At 73.9% G+C, this 25,248-nt stretch carries 20 protein-coding genes and 2 riboswitches; of the genes, 15 read left to right on the forward strand and 5 right to left on the reverse strand.

The genetic code is table 11. The annotated features are described in order from the left end of the window. Positions 1-154: 154 nt before the first annotated feature. Positions 155-257: riboswitch (glycine riboswitch) on the forward strand. A 3-nt stretch (positions 258-260) separates the two neighbouring features. Next, a riboswitch (glycine riboswitch) is annotated at positions 261-371 on the forward strand. A 65-nt stretch (positions 372-436) separates the two neighbouring features. From ME121_RS21985 to ME121_RS22010, 6 genes are all read left to right on the forward strand, one after another. After that, positions 437-1,699 (forward strand): D-amino acid dehydrogenase, encoded by a 1,263-nt coding sequence (locus tag ME121_RS21985; protein WP_012318525.1) that lies wholly within the window; start codon positions 437-439, stop codon positions 1,697-1,699. Between the two features lie 156 nt (positions 1,700-1,855). Further along, positions 1,856-2,995 (forward strand): pyridoxal-phosphate dependent enzyme, encoded by a 1,140-nt coding sequence (locus tag ME121_RS21990; RefSeq protein WP_053622102.1) that lies wholly within the window; start codon positions 1,856-1,858, stop codon positions 2,993-2,995. A 44-nt stretch (positions 2,996-3,039) separates the two neighbouring features. Next, entirely contained in the window at positions 3,040-4,161 is a 1,122-nt protein-coding gene (locus ME121_RS21995) for a DSD1 family PLP-dependent enzyme (RefSeq protein ID WP_012318523.1), read from the forward strand. Positions 4,162-4,305: 144 nt separating this feature from the next. Continuing rightward, positions 4,306-5,244, forward strand: a complete 939-nt coding sequence (locus tag ME121_RS22000) for an ornithine cyclodeaminase family protein (protein WP_053622101.1) — start codon at positions 4,306-4,308, stop codon at positions 5,242-5,244. A gap of 42 nt (positions 5,245-5,286) precedes the next feature. Next, a complete protein-coding gene (cobF, locus tag ME121_RS22005) occupies positions 5,287-6,075 on the forward strand; it encodes a precorrin-6A synthase (deacetylating) (RefSeq protein ID WP_012318521.1) in 789 nt (262 codons plus the stop codon). 9 nt (positions 6,076-6,084) lie between these two features. Next, entirely contained in the window at positions 6,085-7,794 is a 1,710-nt protein-coding gene (locus ME121_RS22010) for a DEAD/DEAH box helicase (RefSeq protein ID WP_012318520.1), read from the forward strand. Between the two features lie 824 nt (positions 7,795-8,618). Here ME121_RS22010 and ME121_RS22015 read toward each other — a convergent pair. The 3 genes from ME121_RS22015 to ME121_RS22025 form a co-directional block, all read right to left on the reverse strand. Next, positions 8,619-9,563, reverse strand: a complete 945-nt coding sequence (locus tag ME121_RS22015) for an alpha/beta hydrolase (RefSeq protein ID WP_012318519.1) — start codon at positions 9,561-9,563, stop codon at positions 8,619-8,621. Between the two features lie 90 nt (positions 9,564-9,653). Then, positions 9,654-10,787 (reverse strand): hypothetical protein, encoded by a 1,134-nt coding sequence (locus ME121_RS22020; protein WP_024830483.1) that lies wholly within the window; start codon positions 10,785-10,787, stop codon positions 9,654-9,656. A gap of 94 nt (positions 10,788-10,881) precedes the next feature. Next, the gene (locus tag ME121_RS22025; protein WP_012318517.1) at positions 10,882-12,126 is read right to left on the reverse strand and encodes a sensor histidine kinase; all 1,245 of its coding nucleotides are present in this window, start codon (positions 12,124-12,126) and stop codon (positions 10,882-10,884) included. 171 nt (positions 12,127-12,297) lie between these two features. Here ME121_RS22025 and ME121_RS22030 point away from each other — a divergent pair, with 171 nt between their 5' ends. The 6 genes from ME121_RS22030 (at position 12,298) to ME121_RS22055 (ending at position 18,048) form a co-directional block, all read left to right on the forward strand. Then, complete coding sequence (locus ME121_RS22030; RefSeq protein WP_012318516.1) at positions 12,298-12,561, forward strand: hypothetical protein; 264 nt, start codon at positions 12,298-12,300, stop codon at positions 12,559-12,561. A 78-nt stretch (positions 12,562-12,639) separates the two neighbouring features. Further along, entirely contained in the window at positions 12,640-12,870 is a 231-nt protein-coding gene (locus ME121_RS22035) for a hypervirulence associated TUDOR domain-containing protein (protein ID WP_029360789.1), read from the forward strand. A 116-nt stretch (positions 12,871-12,986) separates the two neighbouring features. Beyond that, complete coding sequence (locus ME121_RS22040; RefSeq protein ID WP_012318514.1) at positions 12,987-13,481, forward strand: (2Fe-2S)-binding protein; 495 nt, start codon at positions 12,987-12,989, stop codon at positions 13,479-13,481. Next, the gene (locus tag ME121_RS22045; RefSeq protein WP_012318513.1) at positions 13,478-14,521 is read left to right on the forward strand and encodes an FAD binding domain-containing protein; all 1,044 of its coding nucleotides are present in this window, start codon (positions 13,478-13,480) and stop codon (positions 14,519-14,521) included. The genes ME121_RS22040 and ME121_RS22045 overlap by 4 nt, the downstream gene beginning before the upstream one ends. A 166-nt stretch (positions 14,522-14,687) precedes the next feature. Further along, positions 14,688-16,964: a xanthine dehydrogenase family protein molybdopterin-binding subunit gene (locus ME121_RS22050; protein WP_089231052.1), complete on the forward strand. Its 2,277-nt coding sequence runs from the start codon at positions 14,688-14,690 to the stop codon at positions 16,962-16,964. A 148-nt stretch (positions 16,965-17,112) separates the two neighbouring features. Continuing rightward, the gene (locus tag ME121_RS22055) at positions 17,113-18,048 is read left to right on the forward strand and encodes a dihydrodipicolinate synthase family protein (RefSeq protein WP_012318511.1); all 936 of its coding nucleotides are present in this window, start codon (positions 17,113-17,115) and stop codon (positions 18,046-18,048) included. 82 nt (positions 18,049-18,130) lie between these two features. Here ME121_RS22055 and ME121_RS22060 read toward each other — a convergent pair whose 3' ends face one another. Together ME121_RS22060 and ME121_RS22065 are read right to left on the reverse strand one after the other, a co-directional pair. Further along, a complete protein-coding gene (locus tag ME121_RS22060) occupies positions 18,131-20,560 on the reverse strand; it encodes a membrane-bound PQQ-dependent dehydrogenase, glucose/quinate/shikimate family (protein WP_059409594.1) in 2,430 nt (809 codons plus the stop codon). A gap of 177 nt (positions 20,561-20,737) precedes the next feature. After that, positions 20,738-22,009 (reverse strand): efflux RND transporter periplasmic adaptor subunit, encoded by a 1,272-nt coding sequence (locus tag ME121_RS22065; RefSeq protein WP_012318509.1) that lies wholly within the window; start codon positions 22,007-22,009, stop codon positions 20,738-20,740. A gap of 204 nt (positions 22,010-22,213) precedes the next feature. Between ME121_RS22065 and ME121_RS22070 the strand changes: the two genes are divergently transcribed. From ME121_RS22070 to purD, 3 genes are all read left to right on the forward strand, one after another. Then, positions 22,214-23,440 carry an oxalate decarboxylase family bicupin gene (locus ME121_RS22070; protein ID WP_012318508.1) on the forward strand — a complete coding sequence of 409 codons (1,227 nt, stop codon included), beginning with the start codon at positions 22,214-22,216 and terminating at the stop codon, positions 23,438-23,440. 86 nt (positions 23,441-23,526) lie between these two features. Further along, complete coding sequence (locus tag ME121_RS22075) at positions 23,527-23,853, forward strand: hypothetical protein (protein ID WP_024830490.1); 327 nt, start codon at positions 23,527-23,529, stop codon at positions 23,851-23,853. Positions 23,854-23,962: 109 nt separating this feature from the next. Then, positions 23,963-25,237, forward strand: a complete 1,275-nt coding sequence (gene purD, locus ME121_RS22080; protein ID WP_012318506.1) for a phosphoribosylamine--glycine ligase — start codon at positions 23,963-23,965, stop codon at positions 25,235-25,237. Positions 25,238-25,248 lie beyond the last annotated feature (11 nt).

Consider the following 25,248-nt stretch of genomic DNA (forward strand, 5'->3'; position numbering starts at 1 on the left):
GGGATCGCTCCCGCGGTGACTCTGCGGTGACTCCGGGGTGACCCGGCGGCGACCCGGCGGTGACAACGCGCACCGGCTGTCGGCGGAATCGGCCGCCGGCGGGGCGGGCGGGCTTCTCCCCCGCGGCCGATCGGCGTATCCGGGACCGGCCCATCGTGACGATGCGGGAGAGACCGGGATCTTCCCAGCAGAGGGGACCCGGCGCCGACGGAGCAACCGCCCCGGAAACTCTCAGGCACCGGAACCGTGTCGTCAGGGCGATCTGGAGAGCGGTGCAGCGGGCGAGCCCGTGGGCACCCGCCGAAGGGGACGTCCGCGAAAAGCCTCGCCAGGGCCGGTCGCGGATCAAGCTCTCAGGCACCGGGACAGATGGGGCGCGCAACCGGCCGACCGCTCGCGGGCGGCCTCCACGCGTCCAGTCCCGGAGTCCAAGCCCATGACCCACATCGCCGTGATCGGCGCCGGCATCACCGGCGTGACGACCGCCTACGCGCTCGCCCAGCGCGGCTACCGCGTCACCGTCCTCGACCGGCAGCGCTACGCCGCCATGGAGACCTCCTTCGCCAATGGCGGCCAGCTCTCGGCCTGCAACGCCGAGGTCTGGAACAAGCTCTCCACGGTGATGCAGGGCCTGCGCTGGATGACGCGGCGCGACGCGCCGCTGCTGATGAATCCCAAGCTCTCCTGGCACAAGCTGTCCTGGATGGCCGAATTCGTCCGCGAGATCGCCCATTACCGGGAGAACACCGTGGAGACGGTGCGGCTGGCCCTGAAGGCCCGGGAGGCGCTGTTCGCCATGGCCGAGGCCGAGGGGATCGACTTCGACCTGAAGACCCGCGGCATCCTGCACTTCTACCGGGACCGGGCGAGCTTCGAGAAGGCCACCGCCGTCAACGCCCTGCTGCGGGAGGGGGGCCTCGAGCGCTACGCCGTGACCCCGGAGGAGATCCGCGCCATCGAGCCGACGCTGGCCGGGCGCTATCACGGCGGCTTCTTCACGCCCTCCGACGCCACCGGCGACATTCACAAATTCACCCGCGGCCTCGCGGCCGCCTGCGCGCGCAGGGGCGTCCGCTTCGTCCAGGACGCCAGCGTCGAGACGATCGCGCCGGGGGAGGGGGGCTACGCGGTTCGCTGGCGTGACGCGGGCCAGCCGGCCGGCGACGCGCGGGTCCTGCGGGCCGACGCGGTGGTGATCTGCGCGGGCTGCGCCAGCCGGCACTTCGCGGCGATGCTCGGCGACCGGGTCAACGTCTACCCGGTGAAGGGCTACTCGATCACCGTGAACCTGCTGACGCCGGAGGCCCAGAAGGCGGCGCCCGAGGTGAGCATCCTCGACGAGGCGGCCAAGATCGTCACGAGCCGGCTCGGCGACGAGCGCCTGCGGGTCGCCGGCACGGCGGAGTTCAACGGCTTCAACCGCGACATCCGCCACGACCGGATCCAGCCCCTGGTCGACTGGACCCGGGAGCAGTTCCCCCTGGTCGACACCGACCGGGTGGTGGCCTGGAGCGGCCTGCGGCCGATGCTGCCGAACATGCTGCCCAAGGTCGGCCGGGGCCGCCGGCCGGGCGTGTTCTACAACACCGGGCACGGCCATCTCGGCTGGACCCTCTCGGGCGCCACCGCCGAGCTCGTCGCCGGGGCGATCGCCGCCGAGCACGCCCCGGAGCCGACGGTTCTGCCGCTCGCGGCCTGACCCGGGTTTTTAGGGGGCCCGAGGCCCTTCGGCGGGTTGTCGGGGCGGAGCCCCGACGCGCAGCACGGCGCGCTGTCCCATCCCCGAACTGGGGGGCGCGCCGTCGCAGATTATTTTGTATTCTCTTTTCCGAACCACCCCGGAAACCGAGCCGCGATGCCTCCGTCCGCCGCCTATCTCGACCCCGCCACCGGGGCGACCTACCCGATCGAGACGCCGCGCTGGCGCTCGGAGACGGGCGATCCGCTGATGATCACCGACCTGCCGGGGATCGGGCGCGGCGAGATCGACACGGGCCAGCGCTCCCTCTGGCGCTACGCCGCCGCCTTGCCGGTGGCGGTGGCCGACCCGGTCACGCTCGGGGAGGGCTGCACGCCGCTTGTGCGCCGGCCCTGGCGGGGCGGCCACGCGCATTTCAAGCTCGAATGGTTCGCGCCCTCGGGCAGCTTCAAGGACCGGGGCGCCTCCGTGATGCTGTCGATCCTGCGCCAGCAGGGGATCGATGCGGTGCTGGAGGATTCCTCCGGCAATGGCGGGGCCGCGGTGGCGACCTACGCCGCGGCGGCCGGGATGCGGGCCAAGATCCTGGTCCCGGCCTCGACCTCGCCGGCCAAGACCGTGCAGATGCGCGCCGTCGGCGCGGAGGTCGAGCTGATCCCCGGCACCCGCCAGGACACCGCCGACGCGGCCGTCGCCCAGGCGGACTCGATCTTCTACGCCAGCCACAACTGGCAGGCCCACTTCCTCCAGGGCACCAAGACGCTGGCCTACGAGCTGTGGGAGGATCTGGGTTTCGCCGCGCCCGACCATGTCATCATCCCCTGCGGCGCGGGCAGCAACATCCTCGGCTGCGACATCGGCTTCTCGGAGCTGCTGCGCCGGGGCGCGATCGCCCGTCTGCCGCGGCTCCACGCGGTCCAGCCGGCCCACTGCGCGCCCCTGCACGCGGGCTTCGAGGCCGGCGCGGCGGATTTCGTGCCGGTCACCCCGCGCCCGACGCTGGCCGAGGGCGCCTCGATCGCCCAGCCGGTCCGCGGCCGGGCGGTGCTGGCGGCGCTCCGCCGCTCCGGCGGCGGCACCGTGGCGGTCTCCGAGGCAGCCATCGAGGCGGCGCTGATGGAGCTCGCCCGCTCGGGCCTCTACGTCGAGCCGACCTGCGCCATGGCGGCGGCGGCGCTCACCGATCTCACCGCGCGCGGCGCGATCCGGCCCGAGGACACCACCGTGGTGGTGCTCACCGGCACCGGCATCAAGGCGACGCCGCGCATCGCCGAGCTTCTGGGCCTCGCCCCGTAACCGGGCCCCGCCACGAGATCCGCACGCGATCAGGAGGACACACCATGCGCAACAACATCCCCGCCACCGTCGGGATGCCGGTCGAGGAGGTGGACACCCCCTGCCTGCTGGTCGACCTCGACGCCCTCGAGCGCAACGTCGACAAGCTCGGCCGCTTCATGAAGGCGCACGGCCTGCGCCACCGGGCGCACGCCAAGACCCACAAGTCGTCCGACATCACGGTCCTGCAGATCGAGCGGGGCGGCGCCTGCGGCGTCTGCTGCCAGAAGGTCAGCGAGGCCGAGGCGCTGGTGAGCGCCGGCATCCGCGACGTGCTGGTCTCCAACCAGGTGGTCGCGCCGAAGAAGATCGAGCGCCTCGCCGCGCTCGCCACCCGGGCGCGGGTGCTGGTCTGCGTCGACGACCTCGGCAACGTCGACGACCTCTCGGCGGCGGCGGTCAAGTACGGCGTCACCCTCGAATGCCTCGTGGAGATCGACGTCGGCGCCGGCCGCTGCGGCGTCGCGCCGGGCGAGCCCGCCGTGGCGATCGCGCAGAAGATCGCGGCGGCGCCGGGCCTGAGCTTCGCGGGCCTGCAGGCCTACCAGGGCAAGGCCCAGCACGTGCGCGACTACGGCGAGCGCAAGGCCCTGATCCAGACGGCGATCGATGAGACGAAGCGCACCGTCGACCTGCTGAAGGGAGTGGGCCTCGACTGCGCCATCGTGGCGGGGGCCGGCACCGGCAGCTTCGCCATGGAGGGCGGCAGCGGCGTCTACAACGAGCTGCAATGCGGCTCCTACGTCTTCATGGACGCGGACTACCAGCGGGTGAAGGACGCCGAGGGCCGGCCGATCGCGGAGTTCGAGAACAGCCTGTTCATCTACACGGCGATCATGAGCAAGGCGAAGGCGGACGTCGCCATCTGCGATGCCGGCCTCAAGGCGCAGAGTATCGACAGCGGCCTGCCGGTGGTGTTCGGCCGGGACGACGTGGAGTACATCAAGTGCTCGGACGAGCACGGGGTGATCAGCGATCCCGGCAACGTGCTGACGCTCAACGAGCGCCTGAAGCTGATCCCCGGCCATTGCGACCCGACGGTCAACGTCTACGACTGGTATGTCGGCGTGCGGAACGGCCGCGTCGAGGCGATCTGGCCGGTCACCGCACGCGGCATGACCCTGTAGGGGATTCCGAGGGGCCGAGGCCCTTCGGCGGGGTTGTCGGGGCGGCGCCCCGACATCGGGCTCCGCCCGAGGGCAGGGCTCTGCCCTGCACCCGCGAAAGGTCTCGGACCTTTCGAAACCATGATTCTGGAGGTCCGTGAACCCATGCGCTTCATCTCGGAGGAGGAATCGGCCTCGTTGGTCGATCACGCCATGGCGTTCGACGCCGCCCGCGAGGCGCTGATCGCCGCGGTGGCGCCGGGTACCACCCTGTTCCCGGCGGTGCTCGGCCACGGCTCGGAGCCGGCCAACCGGTTCTCGATCAAGTCGGGCTCGACGGTCGACTATGCCGGCCTGAAGGTCGGCTCGTTCTGGCCCGGCAACCCGGACCGGGGCCTGCCGCGGCACAATTCGGTGATCCTGCTGTTCGACCAGGCTGTCGGCCGGGTCGACACGGTGATCGAGGCGGGCCGCGTCAACGCCTACCGGACCGCCGCTGCCGATGCCGTGGCGGCGAGCGTGCTGGCCAGGCCGGATTCCGCGGTGCTGGCGGTGTTCGGGGCCGGCAACCAGGCCGAGTTCGAGTGCGCGGCGCTCGCCCGGATCCTCCCGATCCGGACGGTGCTGGTGGTCGCCCGGGACGCCGCCAAGGTCGCGGGGCTCAGTGAGCGCCTGGCGGGGCAGGGGGCCTCCGGGCTCGACGTGCGGGCGGCCTCTGCCCAGGAGGCCTGCGCGGCTGCCGACGTGATCGTCACGGCGACGCCCGCCCGCGCGCCGCTGTTCGAGGCCGGCTGGGTCCGCCCCGGCACGCATGTCGCCGCCATGGGGGCGGACGCGAAGGGCAAGCAGGAGCTGCCCCCCGCCCTGCTGGAGCGGGCGGCCCTGTTCTGCGACCTGCCGGAGCAGTCGCGCACCATCGGCGAGTTCCAGCACGCCTCCGCGCAGGCTCAAGGCGGCCTCACGGCGCTGGGCGACGTGCTGCGGCGCGGGGAGGGGGGCCGGACGGACCGGGACCAGATCACCGTGTTCGATTCCTCCGGCATCGCCCTGCAGGACCTGACCATCGCCCGGGCGATCCTCGCCAAAGCCGACGCGCGCTTGTAGGGGAGGCCGGCGCCGGCCCTCCCCGCCCCGGCGGAGGACGGCATGCAGGACAGGCAGATCCGGGTCATCGGCATCGGCACGGGCGATCCCGAGCACCTGACCCTCCAGGCGGTGCGGGCGCTCGCCGACGTCGACGCGGTGTTCGTCCTCGACAAGCGCGCCGAGACCGCCGACCTCGTCGAGATCCGCCGCCGGATCTGCGCGGCCCATATCCGAAAACCCCACCGGGTCGTCACCGTCGAGGACCCGCCCCGGGAGCGCCGCCCGGCCGATTACGGGCGCACCGTCGAGGCCTGGCACGCGGCCCGGGCCGAGCGGCTGGAGGCGGCCTTCGCGGCCCATCTCGGGCCCGGGGAGGTGGGGGCGATCCTGGCCTGGGGGGACCCGGCCCTCTACGACAGCGTCCTGCGCATCCTCGACCACATCCTGGCCCGCGGACGCGTGCCGTTCCGGCGCCGCGTCGTGCCCGGTCTGTCCAGCGTGCAGGTCCTCGCTGCCCGCCACGGCGTGCCGCTGAACGGCATCGGCGGGTCGGTGCTGATCACCACCGGCCGCCGCCTCGCCGCGGGGTGGCCGGCGGAGGCGGAGAGCGTCGTGGTGATGCTCGACGGCGACCCGTCCTTCGCGCATCTCGACCCGGACCTGACGATCCACTGGGGCGCCTATCTCGGCAGCCCGGACGAGATCCTGATCTCCGGCCGGTTGGGCGACGCGGGCGCCGAGATCCGCCGGGTCCGCGCCGAGGCCCGGGCCCGGCACGGCTGGATCATGGACATCTACCTGCTGCGCCGTGACCGCGCCGCCACGGACAGGGCCGGCGCGGCCGGCTAGACCGCCGCCATGCTGCGCCTGCGGGACTACCAGCGCGCCAGCCTCGACGCGCTCTCGGCCGCCTGGGCGCGGGGAGGGGCGGACGACGCGGCGCCCGGCCACCTGATCGTCCTGCCCACCGGGGCCGGCAAGGCGCTCGTGATCGCGGCCCTCGCCCGGGAGACCCTGGACGAGAATCCCCTCGCCCGGGTGGCGATCGTCACCCACAGCCGCGAGCTGGTCGCCCAGAATTTCTCCGAGCTGACCCGGTCCTGGCCGGGGGCGCCGGCCGGCATCTTCTCGGCCGGGCTCCGGCGGCGGGAGGCCGGGGCGCAGGTGCTGGTCTGCGGCATCCAGTCGGTGGCCGACCGGCTCGACGCGATCGGTCCGCGCGACCTCGTGATCGTCGACGAGGCCCACCTGATCCCCCGCGCCGCCGACACCCGCTACGGCCGCTTCCTGGCGGGCCTGCGCGCGCGGACCCCCGGGCTGCGTGTGGCGGGCTTCACCGCCACGCCCTACCGGCTCGATTCGGGCCGCCTCGACGAAGGCGAGCACCGGCTCTTCTCCGGCATCGCCTACGAGGCCGACACGTTCACGCTGATCCGGCGCGGCTTCCTGGCGCCCCTCGTCTCCAAGGCGACGCTCACCCAGCTCGACGTCTCGGGCGTCGGCCGGCGCGGGGGCGACTACATCCCGGGCGAGCTGGAGGCGGCGGTCAACCGCGACTGGATCACCCGCGCGGCGGTCGCGGAGCTCGCGGAGTACGGGCGCGCCCGCCGGGCCTGGCTCGCCTTCTGCGCCGGCCTCGCCCACGCGGAGGCCGTGCGCGACGCGGTGCGGGCGGAAGGGTATTCCTGCGAGAGCGTCTCGGGCGAGACGCCCCGCCGGGAGCGCGACCGCATCGTCGCGGCGTTCCGGGCCGGGCAGATCCGCTGCCTGACCTCGGTGGGCGTGCTCGGGACCGGCTTCAACGTGCCCGAGGTCGATCTGGTGGCGCTGCTGCGCCCGACCCGCAGCACCGGCCTCTACGTGCAGCAGGTCGGCCGGGCGCTGCGCTGCGCGCCCGGAAAGGCCGACGCGCTGATCCTGGACTATGCCGGTCTGGTGCGGATGCACGGGCCCGTCGACGCCGTGACGGTCCGGAGCGCCACACAGGGATTGGGCGGGGCAGGGGCCTCGCGCGCCAAGCCCTGCCCCGGCTGCGGCGCCCTGATCGCGCTGAACGCCTCCACCTGCGAGGCGTGCTGGACCGAGCCGGAGGCGGACCCGGACGCCGAGGCGCCGCACGAGGCCGCCGCCGACGACGAGCTGGCGATCCTCTCGGCGGATCCCGGGCTGCCCGGTCCCGAGCCGGCGGGCCCTGCCCCGGCGGCGGAGGCCGGCTGGCAGGAGGCCGCGTGGCATCCAGTCACGGCCCTGAAGCTGGAGGCCGCGCCCGACGGGCTCGACCTCGTCCTCGGCTGGCGGGACGGCCCCGCCGAGGCGGCGTGGCGCGTCCGCCTGCGGCCCGAGCGCAGCGGCTACGAGCGGGATAAGGCGGTGTCCTGGTGGCGCGGCCTCGGCGGCGGCCGGGACGCGCCGATGAGCGCCGCGGAATTCTTGGAGCGCGCCGCGCTCCTGGCCCGGCCGGCATCGATCCGGATCCGGACCGGCCGTCTGTCGGAGCATATCGACTGCCGGACGCGGGACGGCCGGATCCTCGGCGACGTCCGCCGCACGGCCGGGCGCGCCGCGTGAGGGCGCGCGGGCGGCACGCCGCGCCGCGGGGAGGGGGCTCGGACCGCCCTCGCCCGATCCGGAAGCCGCCCGGCCGGACGGGACCCGACGCCGGGGCCGCACCGCCCGGATCGGAGGCGGCGCGAGGCGGGATCCCATCTGGGCGCGCCGGCCGGCGGAGCGACCGCCCCTCACCCGACCTGGGACGCCCTTTGCATTCCATAATATATCTTATGCGAACAACGGGGAGAGGTTCGTGGGACCGGATCGTCCCGTGTCCCGGCGTCGCCGCCCGAAGGCCGCCCGACGGCGGCACGGGGCTGGATGCGACTGGATGCGGCTGGATGAAGGCCGCTGATCGGGCGGGAGGTCGAGGCCACGGGGATGGGAGGCCGCGCGCCGCCGCCGGACACGCTCGGCTCCGACCCGGGCCGCCGCGCGCCCGTCGTCGCGCGCGGCGAGGCGCGGTCGCAACGGGCGCGATGACGAAGCGGCTGACGGGCGCCGACACCGGCGCTCCCGGGCAGGGCGGTCGGGTCAGGGGGGCGGAGGCCCCTCCCCGCGACGGGTGGACCGGGACGACGTCCGGCCGATCGCCGCGGCGCTGACCCGACCGCCCGGCGTCGCTCGCGGCGGCGGCTGGAGCGGCGGTCCGGCTCTCCGGGCGTGACCGCCCGCGACCCCGGCGGCGGCGATCTCCGGCGCGCCCGCGCGGGTCCCGTCCGCGCGGGCGAGGGCCCCCTGCGCGCCGGCCCGGGGCTCACCGGCCCCCTGCCCTGCCTGACGGCTCCCGGGCCGGATGAGCGACCCGACAGGGTCGCCGCAGGCAGGCGGTGCGCGCCGCGTCAGCGCATCACCGACACGCTGGTCAGCCAGAGCCGGCAGAGCCTCGGCCAGAGGGCGACCGGCGCCTCCGACCGGCCGATCCCGAAACCGTGGCCGCCGACCGCGAAGCGGTGGTACTCGACCGGCACGCCCGCCGCGCGGCAGGCCGCGTCCAAGATGCGGCTGTGCTCCGGGCTGATGACCGGGTCGTCGTCCGCCTGCACGAGGAACAGCGTCGGGCAGCCGGACCGGATATGGGTCTGGAGCGACCAGTCCCGGCTCGCCTCCGGGCTCGGGGCCTCGCCGACCAGGGAGCGCCGGGTGGTCGTGCGGTCGTGGGGCGGCTCCAGGCTCACCACGGGGTAGATCAGCGTCGCGAAATCGGGCCGCGCCGACAGGTCGTCGGCCGCGTCCACGGGTTCGTAGGCCCGGAACGCGGAGCGCGCGGCGATCAGGCCGCCGAGGTGGCCGCCGGCGGAGAAGCCGAGCACGCCGACGCGGGCCGGGTCGATCCGGAAGCGCCCGGAAGCGGCGCGGATCAGGCGCAGGGCCCGCTGCCCGTCCTGGAGCGGCGCCAGGGGGCCCGCCGCCCAGCCCTCGCCCGGCAGGCGGTAGGTGAGCACGAAGGCCGTGATGCCCTGCGCGGCGAGCCAGAGCGCGGCGGGGAGCGCCTCCTTGACTATCCCGATCCGCGCGTAGCCGCCGCCGCCGGCGACGAGGACCGCCACGCCGGTCGGCGTCTCCGGGGCGTACACCTCCAAGACCGGCACGGCGACGTTCTTCACGGCGCCGCTGTCGTCGCGGACCGGCGGACCCTGCGGACCGCCGCCGCCCGGCGGCTGCCCCGGCCAGAGCGGGATCCGCTCCGGCGCCCCGACGGCGTCGGCGCCCCGCGTCGACAGGAGCGCCGACCCCGCGGCCAGGGTGAGGAGCAGAGAGCGGCGGTCGGGCACGGAACCGGGCATGGGCTCCCTCGCGACGGGCGCTGTCCCGTGCGGCCCGGTAGGCAAGACCGCCGTGCCGGATCGGTTCCCGGTCGGGTGCCGGTCCGGGGTCTACAGGACCCGCGGCAGCAGCCGGCCGAGGAGATCCCGGCCCGGGAACCGGGCCGGCGGCATCCGCAGCTCCGGCGCCGGCTCATCGCCGGGGATCGGCCCCTCGGCGAAGCGGGCCCCGGCGGACCAGAACCCGTCCCGCCGCGTGCCGATCATGCCGAGCCCGACGGGCTCCCGCGCCGCGTCGGGGCGCAGCCGTCCCGCCGCCCAGACGCGCTGCCAGCACCGGCGCCGCGACAGGTCGGCGTCCCGCCAGCCGAGCCGCGCGTAGCCGGCCGCCGCGAAGACCCGGTCCCCGGCGAAGTCCTCCGGGATCCACACCCAGCTCGAGAACACGTGGACCGTGTCGGCGCGGAAGCCGGCCGGATCCACCGCCCGCGTGTAGGCGCTCAAGGCCGTCGCCCGGTGCCGGCCGACATGCCGGCGCAGGCGTCCCGGCAGCGCCAGCGCCTCCGGGAAGGCGGCGGCGTCGAGGCGGGTCGGCGCCGCGCCGCGCTCCAGCGCGTAGGCGCTGTCCACGAGGTGCATCCAGGGTTCGAGATCGACCTCCCAGGCCTGCTCCACCGGCGCGAACCGGCGGACTTGTCCCGCGATCAGCCGGTCGGCGACGCGCCGGGCCGGTTCGGGAACCCAGTCCGGTCCGGCCTCGGTCACGCGCAGCAGCGTCGAGGGCCCGTGCGCCCGGACCGCCTCGACCAGGCGGGCGAAGTCGGCCTCGGTCTCGTCGCGGCCGACCTTGCGCACCAGGATCTTCGAGCCGTCCGCGAGTTCGTCGAGCAGCTTGCGCTTGAGATGGGCCAGCCGGCCGTATTCCCGCTCCAGCAGCACCTCCGGCTCGATCGAGCCGGCCGGGTGCCCGGTGTTCGCCCAGATGTTGTAGGCGACGCTGTGGCAGTAATAGGTGCCGCCGGAACTCACGGAGAGCCGCAGGTCGCCCGGCACGCCGAAATCCGCGAAGCCGCAGCGCAGGCCGCGGATCAGGTCCTCCATGGGCGTGTAGGAGAAGCGCAGCAGGCCGGAGGGCTCGACCCCGCCGTAGCGCTGCACGAACCCGAACTCGCAATTGTCGCCGAGGCTCCGAAAGGCGTGGAGCCGTTCGGCGAGGAGCGCCGCCGTCGTCCTGTCTCCGGTCACTGCATCCGCTCTGTCTCGCCGAACCCGTCGCGCCCAGATCGCGGCGGGGCAGGGCCTCTGTCCAGTCCCCGCCCGGTCGGGGAGCACGCCGCGCTCAGCCGGCCGGGGGCATCTCCAGGGGCACCTCCAGGCGGAAGCAGGTGCCCTTCTCCCGGGCCGGAATCGTCAGGCTGCCGCCGAGCTGGCGCGTGAGGCTGCCGACCACCCGCATCCCGAGGCTCCTCGAGTTACGCCCGATCTCGAATCCCGCCGGCAGGCCGATCCCGTCGTCGGCCACCTCGACCACGAGCCCCTCGGGCCGGCGCTCGGCGCGGACCCGGATCTCGCCGCCTGCCGGGTGCGTCTCGGGGGGGTAGGCGTATTTGAGCGCGTTGGTGACGAGTTCGTTGACCAGCAGGCCGATGGGGATCGCCCGATCGGCCGAGATCCGCTGCGGGCAGGCCGCGCAGGCGAGCCGCTGGCCCGGCACGCCGCTGGCGAGGTTGGCCACGAGCTTCTCGAGGAAGGGCGCGAGGTCGAGCTCGCCCGGCACCCCCTCCCCCTCCCCCTCCGCCTTGTCACCCTGCCGCCAGAGCTGGTCGTGGACGCCCGCGATCGCCTCGACGCGGCTGCGCGCGTCCGCCAGGGCCGTCTGCACGGCCGGGTCCTCGGCGGCCCGGGCCTGCAGGGCGAGGAGGCTCGCCACGATGGCGAGGCTGTTCTTGACCCGGTGGCTCATCTCGCGGGCGAGCAGGTCCTGCCGGGCGAGGGCGGCCCGCAGCAGGCTCTCGGTCCGCTGGCGCTCGATGGCGCCCCCGAGCAGGTTGGCGAAGCCCTGCATGAAGGCGATGTCGGCCTCCGCGAACATGCCCTCGCGGGTGTCGTCCACCTCCAGCACCCCGAAGGCGCCGTCCCGGTTCTCGATCAGCACGTTGATCGCCCGGCGAATGCCGTGCTCGGCCATGAGCTGCGGCGTGCGGAACCGGGTCTCGTCGGCGAGGTGGTTGGAGATCACCGGCCGGCCGGTCTTGAGGGCGAAGCCCGCGGGGGAGGCGAGGTCCGCCCCGATCCGGGCCTTCCCGATCACGTCGGGTCCCCAGCCGACGCCGGCCCGGACCAGCAGGGTGTCGGCGCCGCGCTGATATTCCAGGGCCTTGCAGAACTCCGCGCCCATGCCCTGCGCGCACAGTTCCGCGGCCCGCTGCAGCAGGTGATCGACATCGGTGCCGCGCAGAGCCTCGACGCCGAACTCGGACAGGATCGCCTGCTGGCGCAGGCGATAGTCGAGATCGGGCGGCGCGGGCGCGGGGCGCGTCTCGGGGCTCGGTTCCACTTCGGTCTGATCGGTGTGCTGGGTCATGGAGAGCGGCAGATTAGCAGCAAGCCGGGCCCGGCGCGAAGCGGCGCCGCTCCGGCGGGCGCGCCTGTCGTCGCACCTGTCGCCGCGCGTGTCGTCGCACCCTGGCGTCCGTCCGGACCCCTCAGGCCCGTACGGCGTTCGTCCGACGAACCCGACGCGAGGAGCGCACGCATGGCCGACGACCTGAACGGACTCTCCGACAAGGCCCTCTCGATCTTCGCCTTCGCGGCCTACCACCGCCTCGTCAGCGGCGAGAGGGTCACCTCGGTGATCCGCCGGGACGGCGCCGGCCACGAGGCCGACCCGGAGGGCGTGGAGGAACTGGAGGCGCGCGGCCTCGTCACCGCCGGCGAGACCGACATCGACCTCGGTGAGACCGCGCAGGCGGCGGTCGAGACGATGGTCGCGGCCCTGCGCCGGGAGGTCGGGCGCTGAGTGCGGCATCCCGGCCGTGGAGAGCCGGGAACGCACCCGCTCCCGGCGCCTTGTCCCGCAGCCACGACGGAGGATCAGATGACTGCCAAGGCCAAGGTGAAGACCGGCGACGACGTCACCTACAAATGGGGCAAGGGCACCGTCTCGGGCGAGGTGACCAAGGTCCACACCCAGGACGTCGAGAAGACCATCCAGGGCAACACGGTGAAGCGCGAGGCTTCGAAGGCGAAGCCGGCGGTGGAGATCAAGACCGCCAAGGGCAAGACGGCGCTGAAATCCGCCTCGGAGGTCACGGTCAAGTCAGCGTGAACGCGCAACCTTCGCGTGCTGTGATCTTGCGCACATCGCTTTCTGCATAAGGTCTCGCCGAGGGCGCGGCGGCGGCTATCTGTAACGGTTCCAGCCTCAAAAGCCGGGACCCCCGCATGACCATTCCCCTCAGGCTCACCCTGAACGGGCAGCCGCGCGAGATCGCCCTCGACGATCCGCGCGTCACCCTCCTCGATCTCCTGCGCGAGCGCCTCGGCCTGACGGGCGCCAAGAAGGGCTGCGACCGCGGCCAGTGCGGCGCCTGCACGGTCCTGGTGAACGGGCGGCGCATCAACAGCTGCCTGACCCTCGCCGCGAGCCTCGACGGCGCCGAGATCCTGACCATCGAGGGGCTCGCCGAGGGCGACCGGCTGCACCCGGTCCAGGCGGCCTTCATCGCCCATGACGGCTTCCAGTGCGGCTTCTGCACCCCCGGCCAGATCATGAGCGCGGTCGGCCTGATCCGCGAGGGTCATGCCGGCACCGATCCGGAGCGCATCCGCGAGGGCATGAGCGGCAATCTCTGCCGCTGCGGCGCCTACGCGGGCATCCTGGACGCCGTGCAGGACGCGGCGGCCCGGACCTCGGAGCAGCGGGAGGACGCGGCGTGAGGACCTTCGACTACATCCGCCCCGCGAGCGTGCCCGAGGCCGTGGCGGCCGGCCAGCTTCCGGGCACGGCCTACCTCGCCGCCGGCACCAACCTCGTCGACCTGATGAAGGGCGGCGTCGCCACGCCGGAGCGGGTCGTCGACATCACCCGCCTCCCCGGCCTCTCGGCCATCGAGCGGCTGCCGGACGGCACCGCCCGGGTCGGCGCCCTGGTGCGCAACAGCGACCTCGCCCACGATTCGGCCTTCGCCGAGGCCTACCCGATGGTGGCCGAGGCCCTGCTGGCCGGCGCCTCGGCGCAGCTGCGCAACGCCGCCACGGTCGGCGGCAACCTGATGCAGCGCACCCGCTGCCAGTTCTTCACCGACGCGGTCTCGCCCTGCAACAAGCGCGCGCCCGGCTCCGGCTGCGCGGCCCTGGGGCACGCCACCCGCATCCACGCGGTCCAGGGCTGGAGCGAGCACTGCATCGCCACCCACCCGTCCGACTTCTGCGTGCCGCTCGCCGCCCTCGACGCGGTGGTGGAGATCACCGGGCCGGACGGCGCCCGGGAGGTGCCGCTCACCGCGTTCCACCACCTCCCCGGCGACCACCCGGAGCGGGAGACCGACCTGCGGCCCGGCGAGCTGATCACCGCCCTGCGCCTGCCCCCGGAGGCGGCGTCCTTCCGGGGCAACGCCCGCTACCTCAAGGTCCGCGACCGCACCTCCTACGCCTTCGCGGTCGTCTCGGCGGCGGCCGCCCTCACCCTGGAGGCTGGCGGCCGGATCGGGCAGGCCCGGCTCGCCCTGGGCGGGCTGGCGCTCAAGCCCTGGCGGGTGGCGGAGGCCGAGGCGGCGCTCGCCGGACAGGCACCCTCCGCCGAGGCCTTCGCGAAGGCCGCCGACGCGGCGCTGTCCGGCGCCAGGCCCACCGGCGAAGCCAACGCCTTCAAGATCGAGCTCGCCCGCCGGGTGGCGATCCGCGCGCTGACCCAGGCCGCCGCGGGCACGCCCGCCCGGATCCCGGCGCTCCCCGCCTCCCCGTTCGGCATCGTCTGACCCCGCCCCCGGTCGGCGGCTCGGCGCCGTCATCGCGGGCGGAGCGAGCCGGGCGGCGCCACGATGCCCGACGTCGCGCTGCCCTGGGTCACTTCGCTCCGCTCGCGATGACGGAGCGGGTCGCCGCAACCGAAGGCTTCAACCGGACCCCTTTGAGGAGACCCGCATGACCGCGACCTCCAAGCCATCGAACATGCCCGCCTCGAACCTCCCCGCCGGCGCGATCCGCCACGGCTCCAGCATCGGCCAGCCGCTGACCCGGCGCGACGGCCCCCTCAAGGTGACGGGCCAGGCCCGCTTCTCCGCCGACAACCTGCCTCCCGGCACCCTCCACGCGGCGCTCTGCGTCGCCCGGATCGCCCGCGGCCGCGTCACCGGCCTCGACGTGGCCGCCGCCGAGGCGCATCCCGGCGTCGTGGCGGTGATGCGGCCGGGGCACGCCCCGGCGCTCGCCAAGGACCCGGACGCCAAGGACGGGCCGTTCACGTTCCGCCTCGACCTCCTGCAGAACGACCGCGTCCGCTACGCCAACCAGCCCATCGCCGTGGTGATCGCCGAGACCCTGGAGGCGGCCACCGAGGGCGCCCGGCTGCTCGCCCCGACCTACGCGGCCGAGACGCCGCGGATCGGGCTCGATGCCGGCGCGGCCTTCACGCCGGATTCGGTCGGCGTCGGCGCCCCGCCCGTCGAGACGGACGGCGACGTCGAGGCCGGACTCGCGGCCGCGTCCAGGACGATCGCCGCGACCTACGAGACGCCGGCCCAGTACCACAACGCCATGGAGCCCCACGCGGCGGTGGCGAGCTGGGACGGGAACCGGCTGACGCTGTTCATGCCGACCCAGGCGCTCGCCATGTCGCAGGCCCGGCTCGCCGGGCTCTTCGGCATCAGCCCCGACGACATCCACATCGAGAGCCCCTATCTCGGCGGCGGCTTCGGCTCGAAGGGCGTCCCCGCCGGGCCGCAGGTGCTCGCCTGCATGGCGGCGAAGCTCGTCGGCAGGCCGGTGAAGCTCGTCCCGACCCGCACGCAGATGTACGGCCCGATGGGCCATCGCGGGCCGACCCGGCAGACCCTCCGGCTCGGCGCCGACGCGTCCGGCAAGCTGACGGCCCTCGACCACCACATCCGCACCGCCTCGTCGAGCTTCGACGACTTCTTCGAGCCGGCGGGCCGGGCGACCAGCACCCTCTACGCGAGCCCCGCCATCGCCATCCGGCACGAGGCCGTGCGCCTCGACACCGGCACGCCGCTGTTCATGCGCGCGCCCGGCGAGGCCACCGGCAGCGTCGCCCTGGAGAGCGCGCTGGACGAGATGGCCCACGAACTCGGCATGGACCCGCTGGAGTTCCGCCTCGCCAACTACGCCGAGGTCGAGCCGATCACCGGCAAGCCGTTCTCCTCCAAGGCCCTGCGGGACTGCTACCGCCGCGGCGCCGAGGCGTTCGGCTGGGCCGGGCGCCCGCTCCAGCCCCGGCAGACGCGCGACAAGGACGGTTTCCTGGTCGGCACCGGCATGGGCACCGCCACCTTCCCGGCGCTGATCTTCGAGGGCATGGCCCGGGCCGAGATCCGCGCCGACGGCACCGGCACGGTGGAGCTCGGGGCGATCGACATGGGCCAGGGCTCGTGGACGGCGCTGGCCCAGATCGCCGCCGACGGGCTCGGGATCGGGATGGACGCCCTCACCTTCCGGATGGGCTCGTCCGACCTGCCGAATGCCGGCATCGCGGGCGGCTCGGGCCACACCGCCACCGCGGGCGGCGCGGTCCACGCGGCGGCCGGCGACGTGATCCGGCAGCTGGCCGAGCTCGCCACCAACGATCCCGCCTCCCCGCTCTATGGCGCCGGCAACGCCGGCGTGACCGCCGCGGACGGGCGTCTGACCCGGCGCGACGACCCGGGTCGGAGCGAGTCCTTCACCGACATCCTCAGGCGGGCCGGCCGGTCGAGGATCGAGGGCCAGGGCAAGGCCGGCGCCGACCCGGCGGCGCAGGCCTCCTACGCCATGCACGCCCACGGCGCGGTCTTCGCCGAGGTGAAGGTCGACCCCGATCTCGGCCAGATCCGCGTGAGCCGCCTCGTCGGCGCCTTCGCGGCCGGACGGGTGATCAACCCGCGCCTCGTCCGGAGCCAGTATTACGGCGGGATGATCTGGGGCCTGTCCTTCGCCCTGCACGAGCGGGCCGAGATGGACCCGCGCACCGGCCGGTTCCTCAACGACAACCTCGCCGAGTACCACGTGCCGGTGAACGCCGACGTGCCCGCCATGGAGGCGATCCTGGTCCACGAGGACGACGCGGTGGTGAACAACCTCGGCGTGAAGGGGGTCGGCGAGATCGGCATCACCGGCACGGTGGGCGCCATCGCCAACGCGGTCTGGCACGCCACCGGCGTGCGGGTCCGCGAGATGCCGATCACCCTCGACAAGCTGCTGGGCTGACCGAGCGGGTCGGTCGCGCGCCGAACGCGGTCCGATCCCGTCCAGCGCCCGATCCCGTCCCGGGCGCGTCGCGTCGCCCGGGATTTTTTAGTATGGGGCATGCCACCCGGCGGCCGGCGGCCGCCGCAGCAGCAGCGCGGAGACCGGCATGCCTCTCACCAGCGACATCGGCGGCGTCGTCCCGATCGCGCCGACGCCGTTCCATCCGGACGGCCGGATCGACGAGGTCTCCCTCGACCGGATGACCGACTTCTTCGGGGCGGCCGGCGTCGACGGCCTGACGATCCTCGGCCAGCTCGGCGAGGCCGGCAAGCTCGACCACGCGGAGGGGATCGCGGTGGCGCGGCGCGTCCTCGGGCGCACCCGGCTGCCGGTGATCGTCGGCGTCACGGCCCCGGGCTTCGCGGCCATGCGGGCGCTCGCCCGGGAGGTGATGGAGCTGGGCGCGGCCGGCGTGATGATCGCGCCGCCCAACACGCTCCGCACCGACGACCAGGTGGTCGGCTATTTTCGGAATGCCGCCGAGGCCGTGGGCCCGGACGTGCCCTTCGTGCTTCAGGACTATCCCCTCACCTTCTCGGTCCAGATGACCCCCGGGGTGATCCGCCGGATCGTGTCCGAGAACCCCTCCTGCGTGATGCTCAAGCACGAGGACTGGCCGGGCCTGGAGAAGATCTCCACGCTGCGCGGCTTCGAGGCGGACGGCTCGATGCGCCACATCTCCATCCTCGTGGGCAATGGCGGCCTGTTCCTCGACTTCGAGACCGAGCGCGGCGCCGACGGGGCCAATACCGGCTACGCCTTCCCGGAGATGCTGGTCGACGTGGTCCGCCTCGGCCGGGCGGGGCAGCGCGACGCTGCCCACGACCTGTTCGACGCCCACCTCCCCTATCTCCGCTACGAGCAGCAGCAGGGCCCGCTGGGGCTCGCGGTGCGCAAATACGTGTTCATGCGCCGGGGGATCTTCGCGTCCGACGCGCAGCGCAAGCCGTCGCAGGCTCTGACCGCGCAGGCGAAGGCCGAGGTCGAGTACCTGCTGGCCCGCCTCGCCCGCACCGACGCGCGGGCCCGGCTCGCGGCCTAGAACGCCGCCCCGGCCGGAAGGGCCGGGGCCTCGCCGAAGCCGCCGCAGCGCCCGCTTCGGCGGCCGGCCGGCGCGCGACGGCTCACTCCAGCCTGAAGGCGATGACCGAGTCGCCCAGCGTGGTGCCGAGGGCGCCGTGCCCGCCCGCCGCGATCACCACGTACTGCCGGCCGTCGCGGCCGCGATAGGTCATCGGCGTGGCCTGGCCGCCGGCCGGCAACGTCGTGGACCACAGGACCTCACCGGTCCGCATGTCGTAGCCGCGCATGCGGTCGTCGAGCGTGGCGGCCGTGAACGCGACGCCGCCCGCCGTGGTCAGGGTGCCGCCGTGGGCCAGCATGCCCATCTCCAGGGGGAGCGGGACCGCCAGGCCGCCGACCTTCTGCCCCGCGACCGTGCCGTTGCGGCGCTTCCAGGCGAGCGTGCCGTCGGCGAGATTCACGCCGACCCGCACGCCCCAGGGCGGCGCGCTGCAGGGGATGCCGAGGGCGGAGCGCATGTGCGCGATGGAGACCGCGTAGGGGCCGCCGAGATTCTCGTTGACCGGGCTCGCCTCGGGATCGGCGCCGACGAGGCGCCGTTCCGGCTCGCCCGGCGGGCGCGGGAGCAGGCGGTAGATGTAGGGCAGGTATTGCGGCGTCGCGATCATCCAGTGATGGACCGGATCGACCGCTACCGACCCCCAGTTGAACACCCCGATATTGCCGGGCCAGACGATCGCGCCCTCCGACGCCTGGGGCGGTGTGAACGGGTTGCCGTCGTAGCGGTTCGACCGGAAGGCGAGGCGGCACTGAATCTGGTCGAAGGGCGTGACGCCCCACATGCCGGCCTCCGTCAGCGGCGCCGGCGTGAAGCGGAGGGACGACATCGGCTGGACCGGGGACGGCGTCTCCCCCGGGATGTCGGTCCGGGTCGAGACCGGGACCTCGGAGACCGGCCGGATCGGGGCGCCGGTGCGGCGGTCGAGGACCCAGACGTTGCCGACCTTGGTGGGGATCAGGATCGCCGGCACCGTCCCCTCGCCCTGCGGCAGGGTGAGGAGGACCGGCTGGGACGGGTTATCGCGGTCCCAGAGGTCGTGATACGTGGTCCGGAACGCCCAGCGCAGCGTGCCCGTCTCCAGATCCAGCGCCGCCAGGGCGTCGATGAGGTCCTCGTCCGTCTTCGACCGGGCCACGCCCACCTGATCGGGCGCCCGGTTGCCGAACGGCACGTAGACGAGCCCCAGGGCCTCGTCGGCCGAGAACTGCGTCCAGGCCACCGCCGAGTTGGGCTCGTACTTGTCGCCGGGCCGCAGCGGCGCGGTCGCGTCGGGCTTGCCGGCGTCGAACTTCCAGACGATCGCGCCGGTGCGCACGTCGAAGGCGCGGATCACGCCCGAGGGGTTGTCCGCGTAGTAATTGTCGGCGATGGCGCTGCCGAGGACGATGAGGTTCCGGGTCACCAGCGGTGCCGAGGTCTGCTGATAGGCGGCGCGCCGGAGGTTCGGCATCTGCGCCTTCAGATCGACGAACCCGTCCGCCCCGAAGGTCCGGCACAGGGCGCCGGTCTCGGCGTTCAGCGCGTAGAGGCGCGCGTCGACCGAGGCCGCGATGATCCGGCGCGGACATTCGGCGACCGCGGCCACGACGGCGGCGGCCCTGTCCGCATCGGCCTCGGCGGGCGGCGCGTAGCCGGTCGAGTCGTTGTAGGACACGCCGCGGCAGGTCTGGTGCTGGTACTGGCCGTCCCGCGCCATCTTCGGGTCGAAGGCCCAGACCAGCCGGCCGGTTTCGGGCTCCAGGGCCTGGACGATGTTGTGCGGCGTGCAGAGGTAGAGCAGCCCGTTCACCTTGATGGGCGTGGCCTCGAAGGTGAATTCCTTCGGATCCGCCCGGCTGTCGCCGCGCAGGTCGCCGGTATGGTGCTCCCAGGCCACGGCGAGGCCCCGGACATTGGCGGTGCCGATATCCGCCAGCGCCGAGTAGCGCTGGCCGAGATTGGTGCCGCCGTAGGCGACCCAATCGTCGGCCGGATAGGGAACGCCGCTCGGATCGACGGCGGCGGGCCCCGCCCCCGCGACCTTCGGCAGGCTGCCCCGCGTCTCGACCGGATCGAAGAACCAGGACGCGGCACCCGAGGCCGCGATCAGCAGCACGACGACCCGGAGGGCGAGCGGGCCGTTCCCGAGGCCAGGCTTCCAGGGCCGCTCCGGCGCGTCGCGCAGGCGCCGCACCACGGGGGGCAGGCAGAGCACGAGTCCGACGAGGAGGAGCAGGGCCCCGCGCGGGATCCATTGCCACTTGTCGAGCCCGACCTCGCCGACCGTCCAGGCGAAGGCCGCGGCCAGCACCAGCGCGTAGATCCCGAGGCCGCGCTGCCGCCGCCGGGCCAGCTCGACGCCGGAGGCCAGCACGCCCACGCCCAGGGCGACGTAGAACCAGGTCCCCCCCGCGAGGGCCAGTGTCAGCCCGAGGATCGCCAGGGCGAGCCCAAGCAGCGCGATCGACAGCGCTATCGTTCCGAGTGCCACGGCGGTGAGATCCGCTTCCTGAGCCGGCCGGTCACGGCGGCGCCGGGGTCTGACCCCGCGTCGGCCGCCGCGTGCCCGGCGCTTATCGCCGCCGGAGCTGTCCCAGGGCTGGACACGGCGGCCGGACGGCGGGCGCCCGTCCCGTGCCGCGCGTACGGCCGCCGCCCACAGCGCGGCTCACGCCCCGGCCCGGTCCTCCGGACGCAGGGTGACCCTGTCGCCGTCGCGCAGCGAGGCCGGCGGGCCCACGACGACGCGCTCGCCGCCGCTCAGGCCGTCGCGCAGTTCCAGCAGCGTGCGGGTCTGCCGGAAGATCGTGACCGGGCGCATCCGCACCACGCCGCCCCCCTCCCCGGCCGCCTCGACCACGGCCACGCGGGTCCCGTGCTGGTCGAAGATCAGGGCGTCGTTCGGCACCGTCACGGCGGGCGAGACGCGCGGGATCTCCAGCGTGATGGTGATGTAGAGCCCCGGCCGCAGCGCGCCGTCGGGATTGGGGATGTCGACCTGCGTGACCAGCGTGCGCGCGGCCGAGAGCAGCGTCGTCGACGAGCGCGAGACCGTGCCGGGGAAGATCCGGCCCGGGATCTGCGCCACCTCGACCTTGGCGGCCAGCCCGTCGCGGACGCCGTCGGCGGCGTAGAGCGGCACGTTCACCGCCATGCGCAGCACGTCGTCGCGGTTCAGCGTGAGGAGCGGCGCCCCCGTATTGGTGTCCGCCGTGACCGCGTCGCCGACGTCGTTGTTGCGGGCCGTCACCACCCCGTCGAAGGGCGCGCGGATCTCCTCGAACCCGGTCAGGACCTTGAGCCGGGCGACCTGCGCCTCCTGGGCGGCGATGTTCGCCTCCGCGACCTTCACGGCGGCCCTGGCGGCGTCGACGTTGGCGGTCTGCGCCAGCACCCCGGCCTGGGACGTGTCGGCGTTCTGCCGGGTCTCGACCCCGGTGCCGGCCAGTGTCGAGGTCCGCCGGTTGGTGACGTCGGCGAGGTGGCGGTTGGCCTCGGCCTGGTCCACCATCGCCCGCGCCTGGATCAGCGCCGCCTGGAGCTGCAGCACCTGCGACTGGGCCTGAACCAGCTGCTGGTCGAGGTCGGGCGCGCTGATCCGGAACAGCAGGTCGCCCGCCTTCACGTGCGAGCCGATATCGACCTTGCGCTCGACGATGTAGCCGGTCGCCCGCGGGTAGAGGTTCGCGATGTCGAACGCCTGGGTGGTGCCCGTCTGGGTCAGGCTCAGGGTGTCGGAGGCCCGGGCCGCGGCGGCGACCCGCACGGTCGGCGGCTTCGCCTCGGCGGCGGCGGGCGGACTCGCCGCGCGGGACGCTTCCGGCCACAGGCGGTATCCGAGGGCACCGAGGCCCGCCAGCGCCAGCAGGGCGAGCCACCGGCGGCCGCCGCGGGCGGGCGGGACGGTTCCGTCCGCGGCTGAACTGTCCCGGTCCGCCATCCTGCCCTCGGGTCGCGCCGCGCCTGAACCGCCGCATCGGCGCCCGGTCGGGACGCGTCCGGTGCCGTATCCAATGCGCCGTACGCAATGCATAGACCGCGCGCGGTCTCCGGGCGAGATGCCGCAGCGCACAGTGCGGCCCGTCCGCGGATCCTCCGAGCACGCGACCGGTTTCCCTGCCACTGACGCAGGGACCGATCCACGATGACCGAGATCTCCAGGCGCGCCGTCATCGCAGCCGCCGGCGGCGCGATGGCGGCATCCTCCGCCGCGGCGCAATCCGCCGGGCCCTCCGCGCCCCGTCCCGAGCGCGGCGGCAAGGGGGCCGACATCCTGGGCCCGCAGAACAGGCCTCGCGCCGCCGAGGAGCCGTTCACCCTGGCGCCGCCCGCCACCGATCACGGCACGATGCCGAACCTGAAATGGTCCTTCGCGGACAGCCACATGCGGCTGGAGGAGGGCGGCTGGGCGCGCCAGACCACGATCCGCGAGCTGCCGGTCTCCAAGGCCATGGCGGGGGTCAACATGCGGCTCAAGGCCGGCGCGGTCCGCGAGATGCACTGGCACAAGGAATCCGAGTGGGCCTACATGATCAAGGGCAAGGCCCGGATCACCGCGGTCGACCAGGACGGGCGCACCTTCGCGGACGACGTCGGCGCGGGCGATCTCTGGTACTTCCCGGGCGGCATCCCGCACTCGATCCAGGGGCTCGCCGCCGACGGGGTCGACGGCTGCGAGTTCCTGCTCGTGTTCGACGACGGCGGCTTCTCGGAGGATTCCACCTTCCTGCTGACCGACTGGCTGGCGCACACGCCGACGGACGTGCTCGCCAAGAACTTCGGCCTGCCCGAGGCCGCCTTCGCCGAGGTTCCGCAGAAGGAACTCTACATCTTCCCCGGTCCCAAGCCGGGACCGCTCGCGGCCGACAAGATGGGCGGCTCCGGGCCGGTGCCGAAGACCTTCAGCCACCGGATGCTGGCGCAGGAGCCGGTCCGCACCCGGGGCGGCAGCGTGCGCGTCACCGATTCCACGGTGTTCCCGGCCTCCGTGACGATCGCGGCGGCGCTGGTCGAGGTCGAGCCCGGAGGGCTGCGCGAGCTGCACTGGCACCCGAACAGCGACGAGTGGCAGTACTACCTCTCCGGCCAGGGCCGGATGACGGTGTTCGGCTCGGAATCGAAGGCCCGCACCTTCGACTACCGGGCCGGCGACGTCGGCTACGTGCCCTTCGCCATGGGGCACTATATCGAGAATACCGGCGACACGACCCTGACCTTCCTGGAGATGTTCAAGAGCCCGCGCTACGCCGACATCTCCCTGACGCAGTGGCTGGCCCTCACACCGCACCCCCTGGTCCAGGCCCATACCGGTCTGGATCCCAAGCTCGTCGAGGCCCTGCCGGAGACGAAATCCCCCGTCGTGCCGGGTTGACGCGCCCGGGAACCCGGACCGATCCTGGCGCGTCGACTTCGGACAAGCGTTTCCGAAGACCGCTCGAATCTCCCACGGAGGGACCCATGCGCGCCGCGTCCCGCGCGCTCCTCGTCCTGGCGCTCGCCCTCCCGGCGAGCTCCGCCCGGGCGCAGGTGCAGCAGAACGACCCGAACGCCGCCAACGCCTCGTTTGCCCTGCAGGGCCAGATCCGGTCGCTCAACCAGCAGCGGGTCTCGGACTTCAACACGCTGAACCAGACGATCCAGCGCAACGTCCAGGCCGACTCCTTCGGGCCCTACCTGCCCTATCGGGGCGTCCGCGGGGACGTGTACCGGGGCCGCCATATCGGCCGCAACGGGGTCGTGCGGCGGGGGGGCGGCCTCAACACGAGCGTCTGCATCGGCTGCTGACATCGGCCTCCGAGCCGCCGGGATATCCGCGCAGAGCGGGGAAAGCCCGAAAAAAACCTTTTCCCGCGGGCACGCTTCCCCCAGAAGCTGGGCCCATGGTGGCGTGCGCATGAACATCCTGCTGATCGGCTCCGGCGGCCGCGAGCACGCCCTGGCCTGGCGACTGGCCCAGAGCCCGCTCTGCACCCGCCTGTTCACGGCGCCGGGCAATCCCGGCACGGCCCGCCACGGGACCAACCGACCGGACCTCAAGGTCACGGACCACGCGGCCGTGGCCGCCTTCTGCGCGGCGGAGTCGATCGGCCTCGTGGTGGTCGGGCCCGAGGCGCCCCTCGTCGCCGGCCTGGTGGACGACCTGAAGGCCGCCGGGATCCGCGCCTTCGGGCCGACCCGCGACGCCGCCCGGCTCGAGGGCTCGAAGGGCTTCACCAAGGATCTCTGCGCCGCCTGCAACATCCCCACCGCCGCCTTCGCGCGCTTCACCGAACTGGAGCCGGCGCTGGCCTATGTCCGCCAGCAGGGGGCCCCGATCGTCGTGAAGGCCGACGGCCTCGCCGCCGGCAAGGGCGTCACCGTGGCCGAAACCGTCGACCAGGCCGAGGACGCGCTGACCGCCCTCTTCGCCGAGCCCGGCGCCGAGGTGGTGGTCGAGGAGTGCCTGTTCGGCGAGGAGGCGAGCTTCTTCGCCCTGTGCGACGGCACGCGGGCGATCCCCCTCGGCACCGCCCAGGACCACAAGCGGGTCTTCGACGGCGACCGCGGTCCCAATACCGGCGGCATGGGCGCCTATTCCCCGGCCCGGGTGGTCACCCCGGAGATCGAGGCCCGGGTCATGGCCGAGATCATCGCGCCGACGCTCGCCGGCATGCGGGCCCGCGGCTGCCCGTTCACCGGCATCCTGTACGCCGGCCTGATGCTCACCGCCGACGGCCCCAAGCTGATCGAGTACAACACCCGCTTCGGCGACCCCGAGGCGCAGGTGCTGATGCCGCGCCTCGCCTCCGACCTCGTGCCGGCCCTGCTCTCGGCCTGCGACGGCGACCTGTCCGGCGTGGGCCTGGAATTCGATCCCCACCGGGCGGCCCTCACCGTGGTGATGGCGGCGGCCGGCTACCCGGGCGCCGTGGTCCGGGGCTCGGTGATCCGGGGCGTCGACGCCGCTGAGGGCGACGGGGTCCACGTGTTCCAGGCCGGCACCCGCGCCGAGGACGGGCAGCTGCTCGCCGACGGCGGCCGGGTCCTGGCGGTGACGGCCCTCGGCGACAGCGTCACCGACGCCAAGGCCCGCGCCTACGCGGCGGTGGCCCGGATCGACTGGCCGGAGGGTTTCTGCCGGCGCGACATCGGGTTCCGCGCCGTGGCGCGGGAGGCGGGAGAGGGCTGAGCGGCGCCCGT

Origin of the sequence: Methylobacterium sp. ME121 (assembly GCF_000974725.1) — a bacterium.
Taxonomy (GTDB): Bacteria; Pseudomonadota; Alphaproteobacteria; order Rhizobiales; family Beijerinckiaceae; genus Methylobacterium; species Methylobacterium radiotolerans.

Coding starts and splice junctions, on each gene's coding strand:
- ME121_RS22055 (WP_012318511.1), top strand. CDS start 17,113: ATGCCTCTCACCAGCGACATCGGCGGCGTCGTCCCGATCGCGCCGACG.
- ME121_RS22025 (WP_012318517.1), bottom strand. CDS start 12,126: ATGACCCAGCACACCGATCAGACCGAAGTGGAACCGAGCCCCGAGACG.
- ME121_RS22075 (WP_024830490.1), top strand. CDS start 23,527: ATGCGCGCCGCGTCCCGCGCGCTCCTCGTCCTGGCGCTCGCCCTCCCG.
- ME121_RS22065 (WP_012318509.1), bottom strand. CDS start 22,009: ATGGCGGACCGGGACAGTTCAGCCGCGGACGGAACCGTCCCGCCCGCC.
- ME121_RS21985 (WP_012318525.1), top strand. CDS start 437: ATGACCCACATCGCCGTGATCGGCGCCGGCATCACCGGCGTGACGACC.
- ME121_RS22040 (WP_012318514.1), top strand. CDS start 12,987: ATGACCATTCCCCTCAGGCTCACCCTGAACGGGCAGCCGCGCGAGATC.
- ME121_RS21990 (WP_053622102.1), top strand. CDS start 1,856: ATGCCTCCGTCCGCCGCCTATCTCGACCCCGCCACCGGGGCGACCTAC.
- ME121_RS21995 (WP_012318523.1), top strand. CDS start 3,040: ATGCGCAACAACATCCCCGCCACCGTCGGGATGCCGGTCGAGGAGGTG.
- ME121_RS22010 (WP_012318520.1), top strand. CDS start 6,085: ATGCTGCGCCTGCGGGACTACCAGCGCGCCAGCCTCGACGCGCTCTCG.
- ME121_RS22000 (WP_053622101.1), top strand. CDS start 4,306: ATGCGCTTCATCTCGGAGGAGGAATCGGCCTCGTTGGTCGATCACGCC.
- ME121_RS22015 (WP_012318519.1), bottom strand. CDS start 9,563: ATGCCCGGTTCCGTGCCCGACCGCCGCTCTCTGCTCCTCACCCTGGCC.
- purD (WP_012318506.1), top strand. CDS start 23,963: ATGAACATCCTGCTGATCGGCTCCGGCGGCCGCGAGCACGCCCTGGCC.
- ME121_RS22050 (WP_089231052.1), top strand. CDS start 14,688: ATGACCGCGACCTCCAAGCCATCGAACATGCCCGCCTCGAACCTCCCC.
- ME121_RS22030 (WP_012318516.1), top strand. CDS start 12,298: ATGGCCGACGACCTGAACGGACTCTCCGACAAGGCCCTCTCGATCTTC.
- cobF (WP_012318521.1), top strand. CDS start 5,287: ATGCAGGACAGGCAGATCCGGGTCATCGGCATCGGCACGGGCGATCCC.
- ME121_RS22070 (WP_012318508.1), top strand. CDS start 22,214: ATGACCGAGATCTCCAGGCGCGCCGTCATCGCAGCCGCCGGCGGCGCG.
- ME121_RS22035 (WP_029360789.1), top strand. CDS start 12,640: ATGACTGCCAAGGCCAAGGTGAAGACCGGCGACGACGTCACCTACAAA.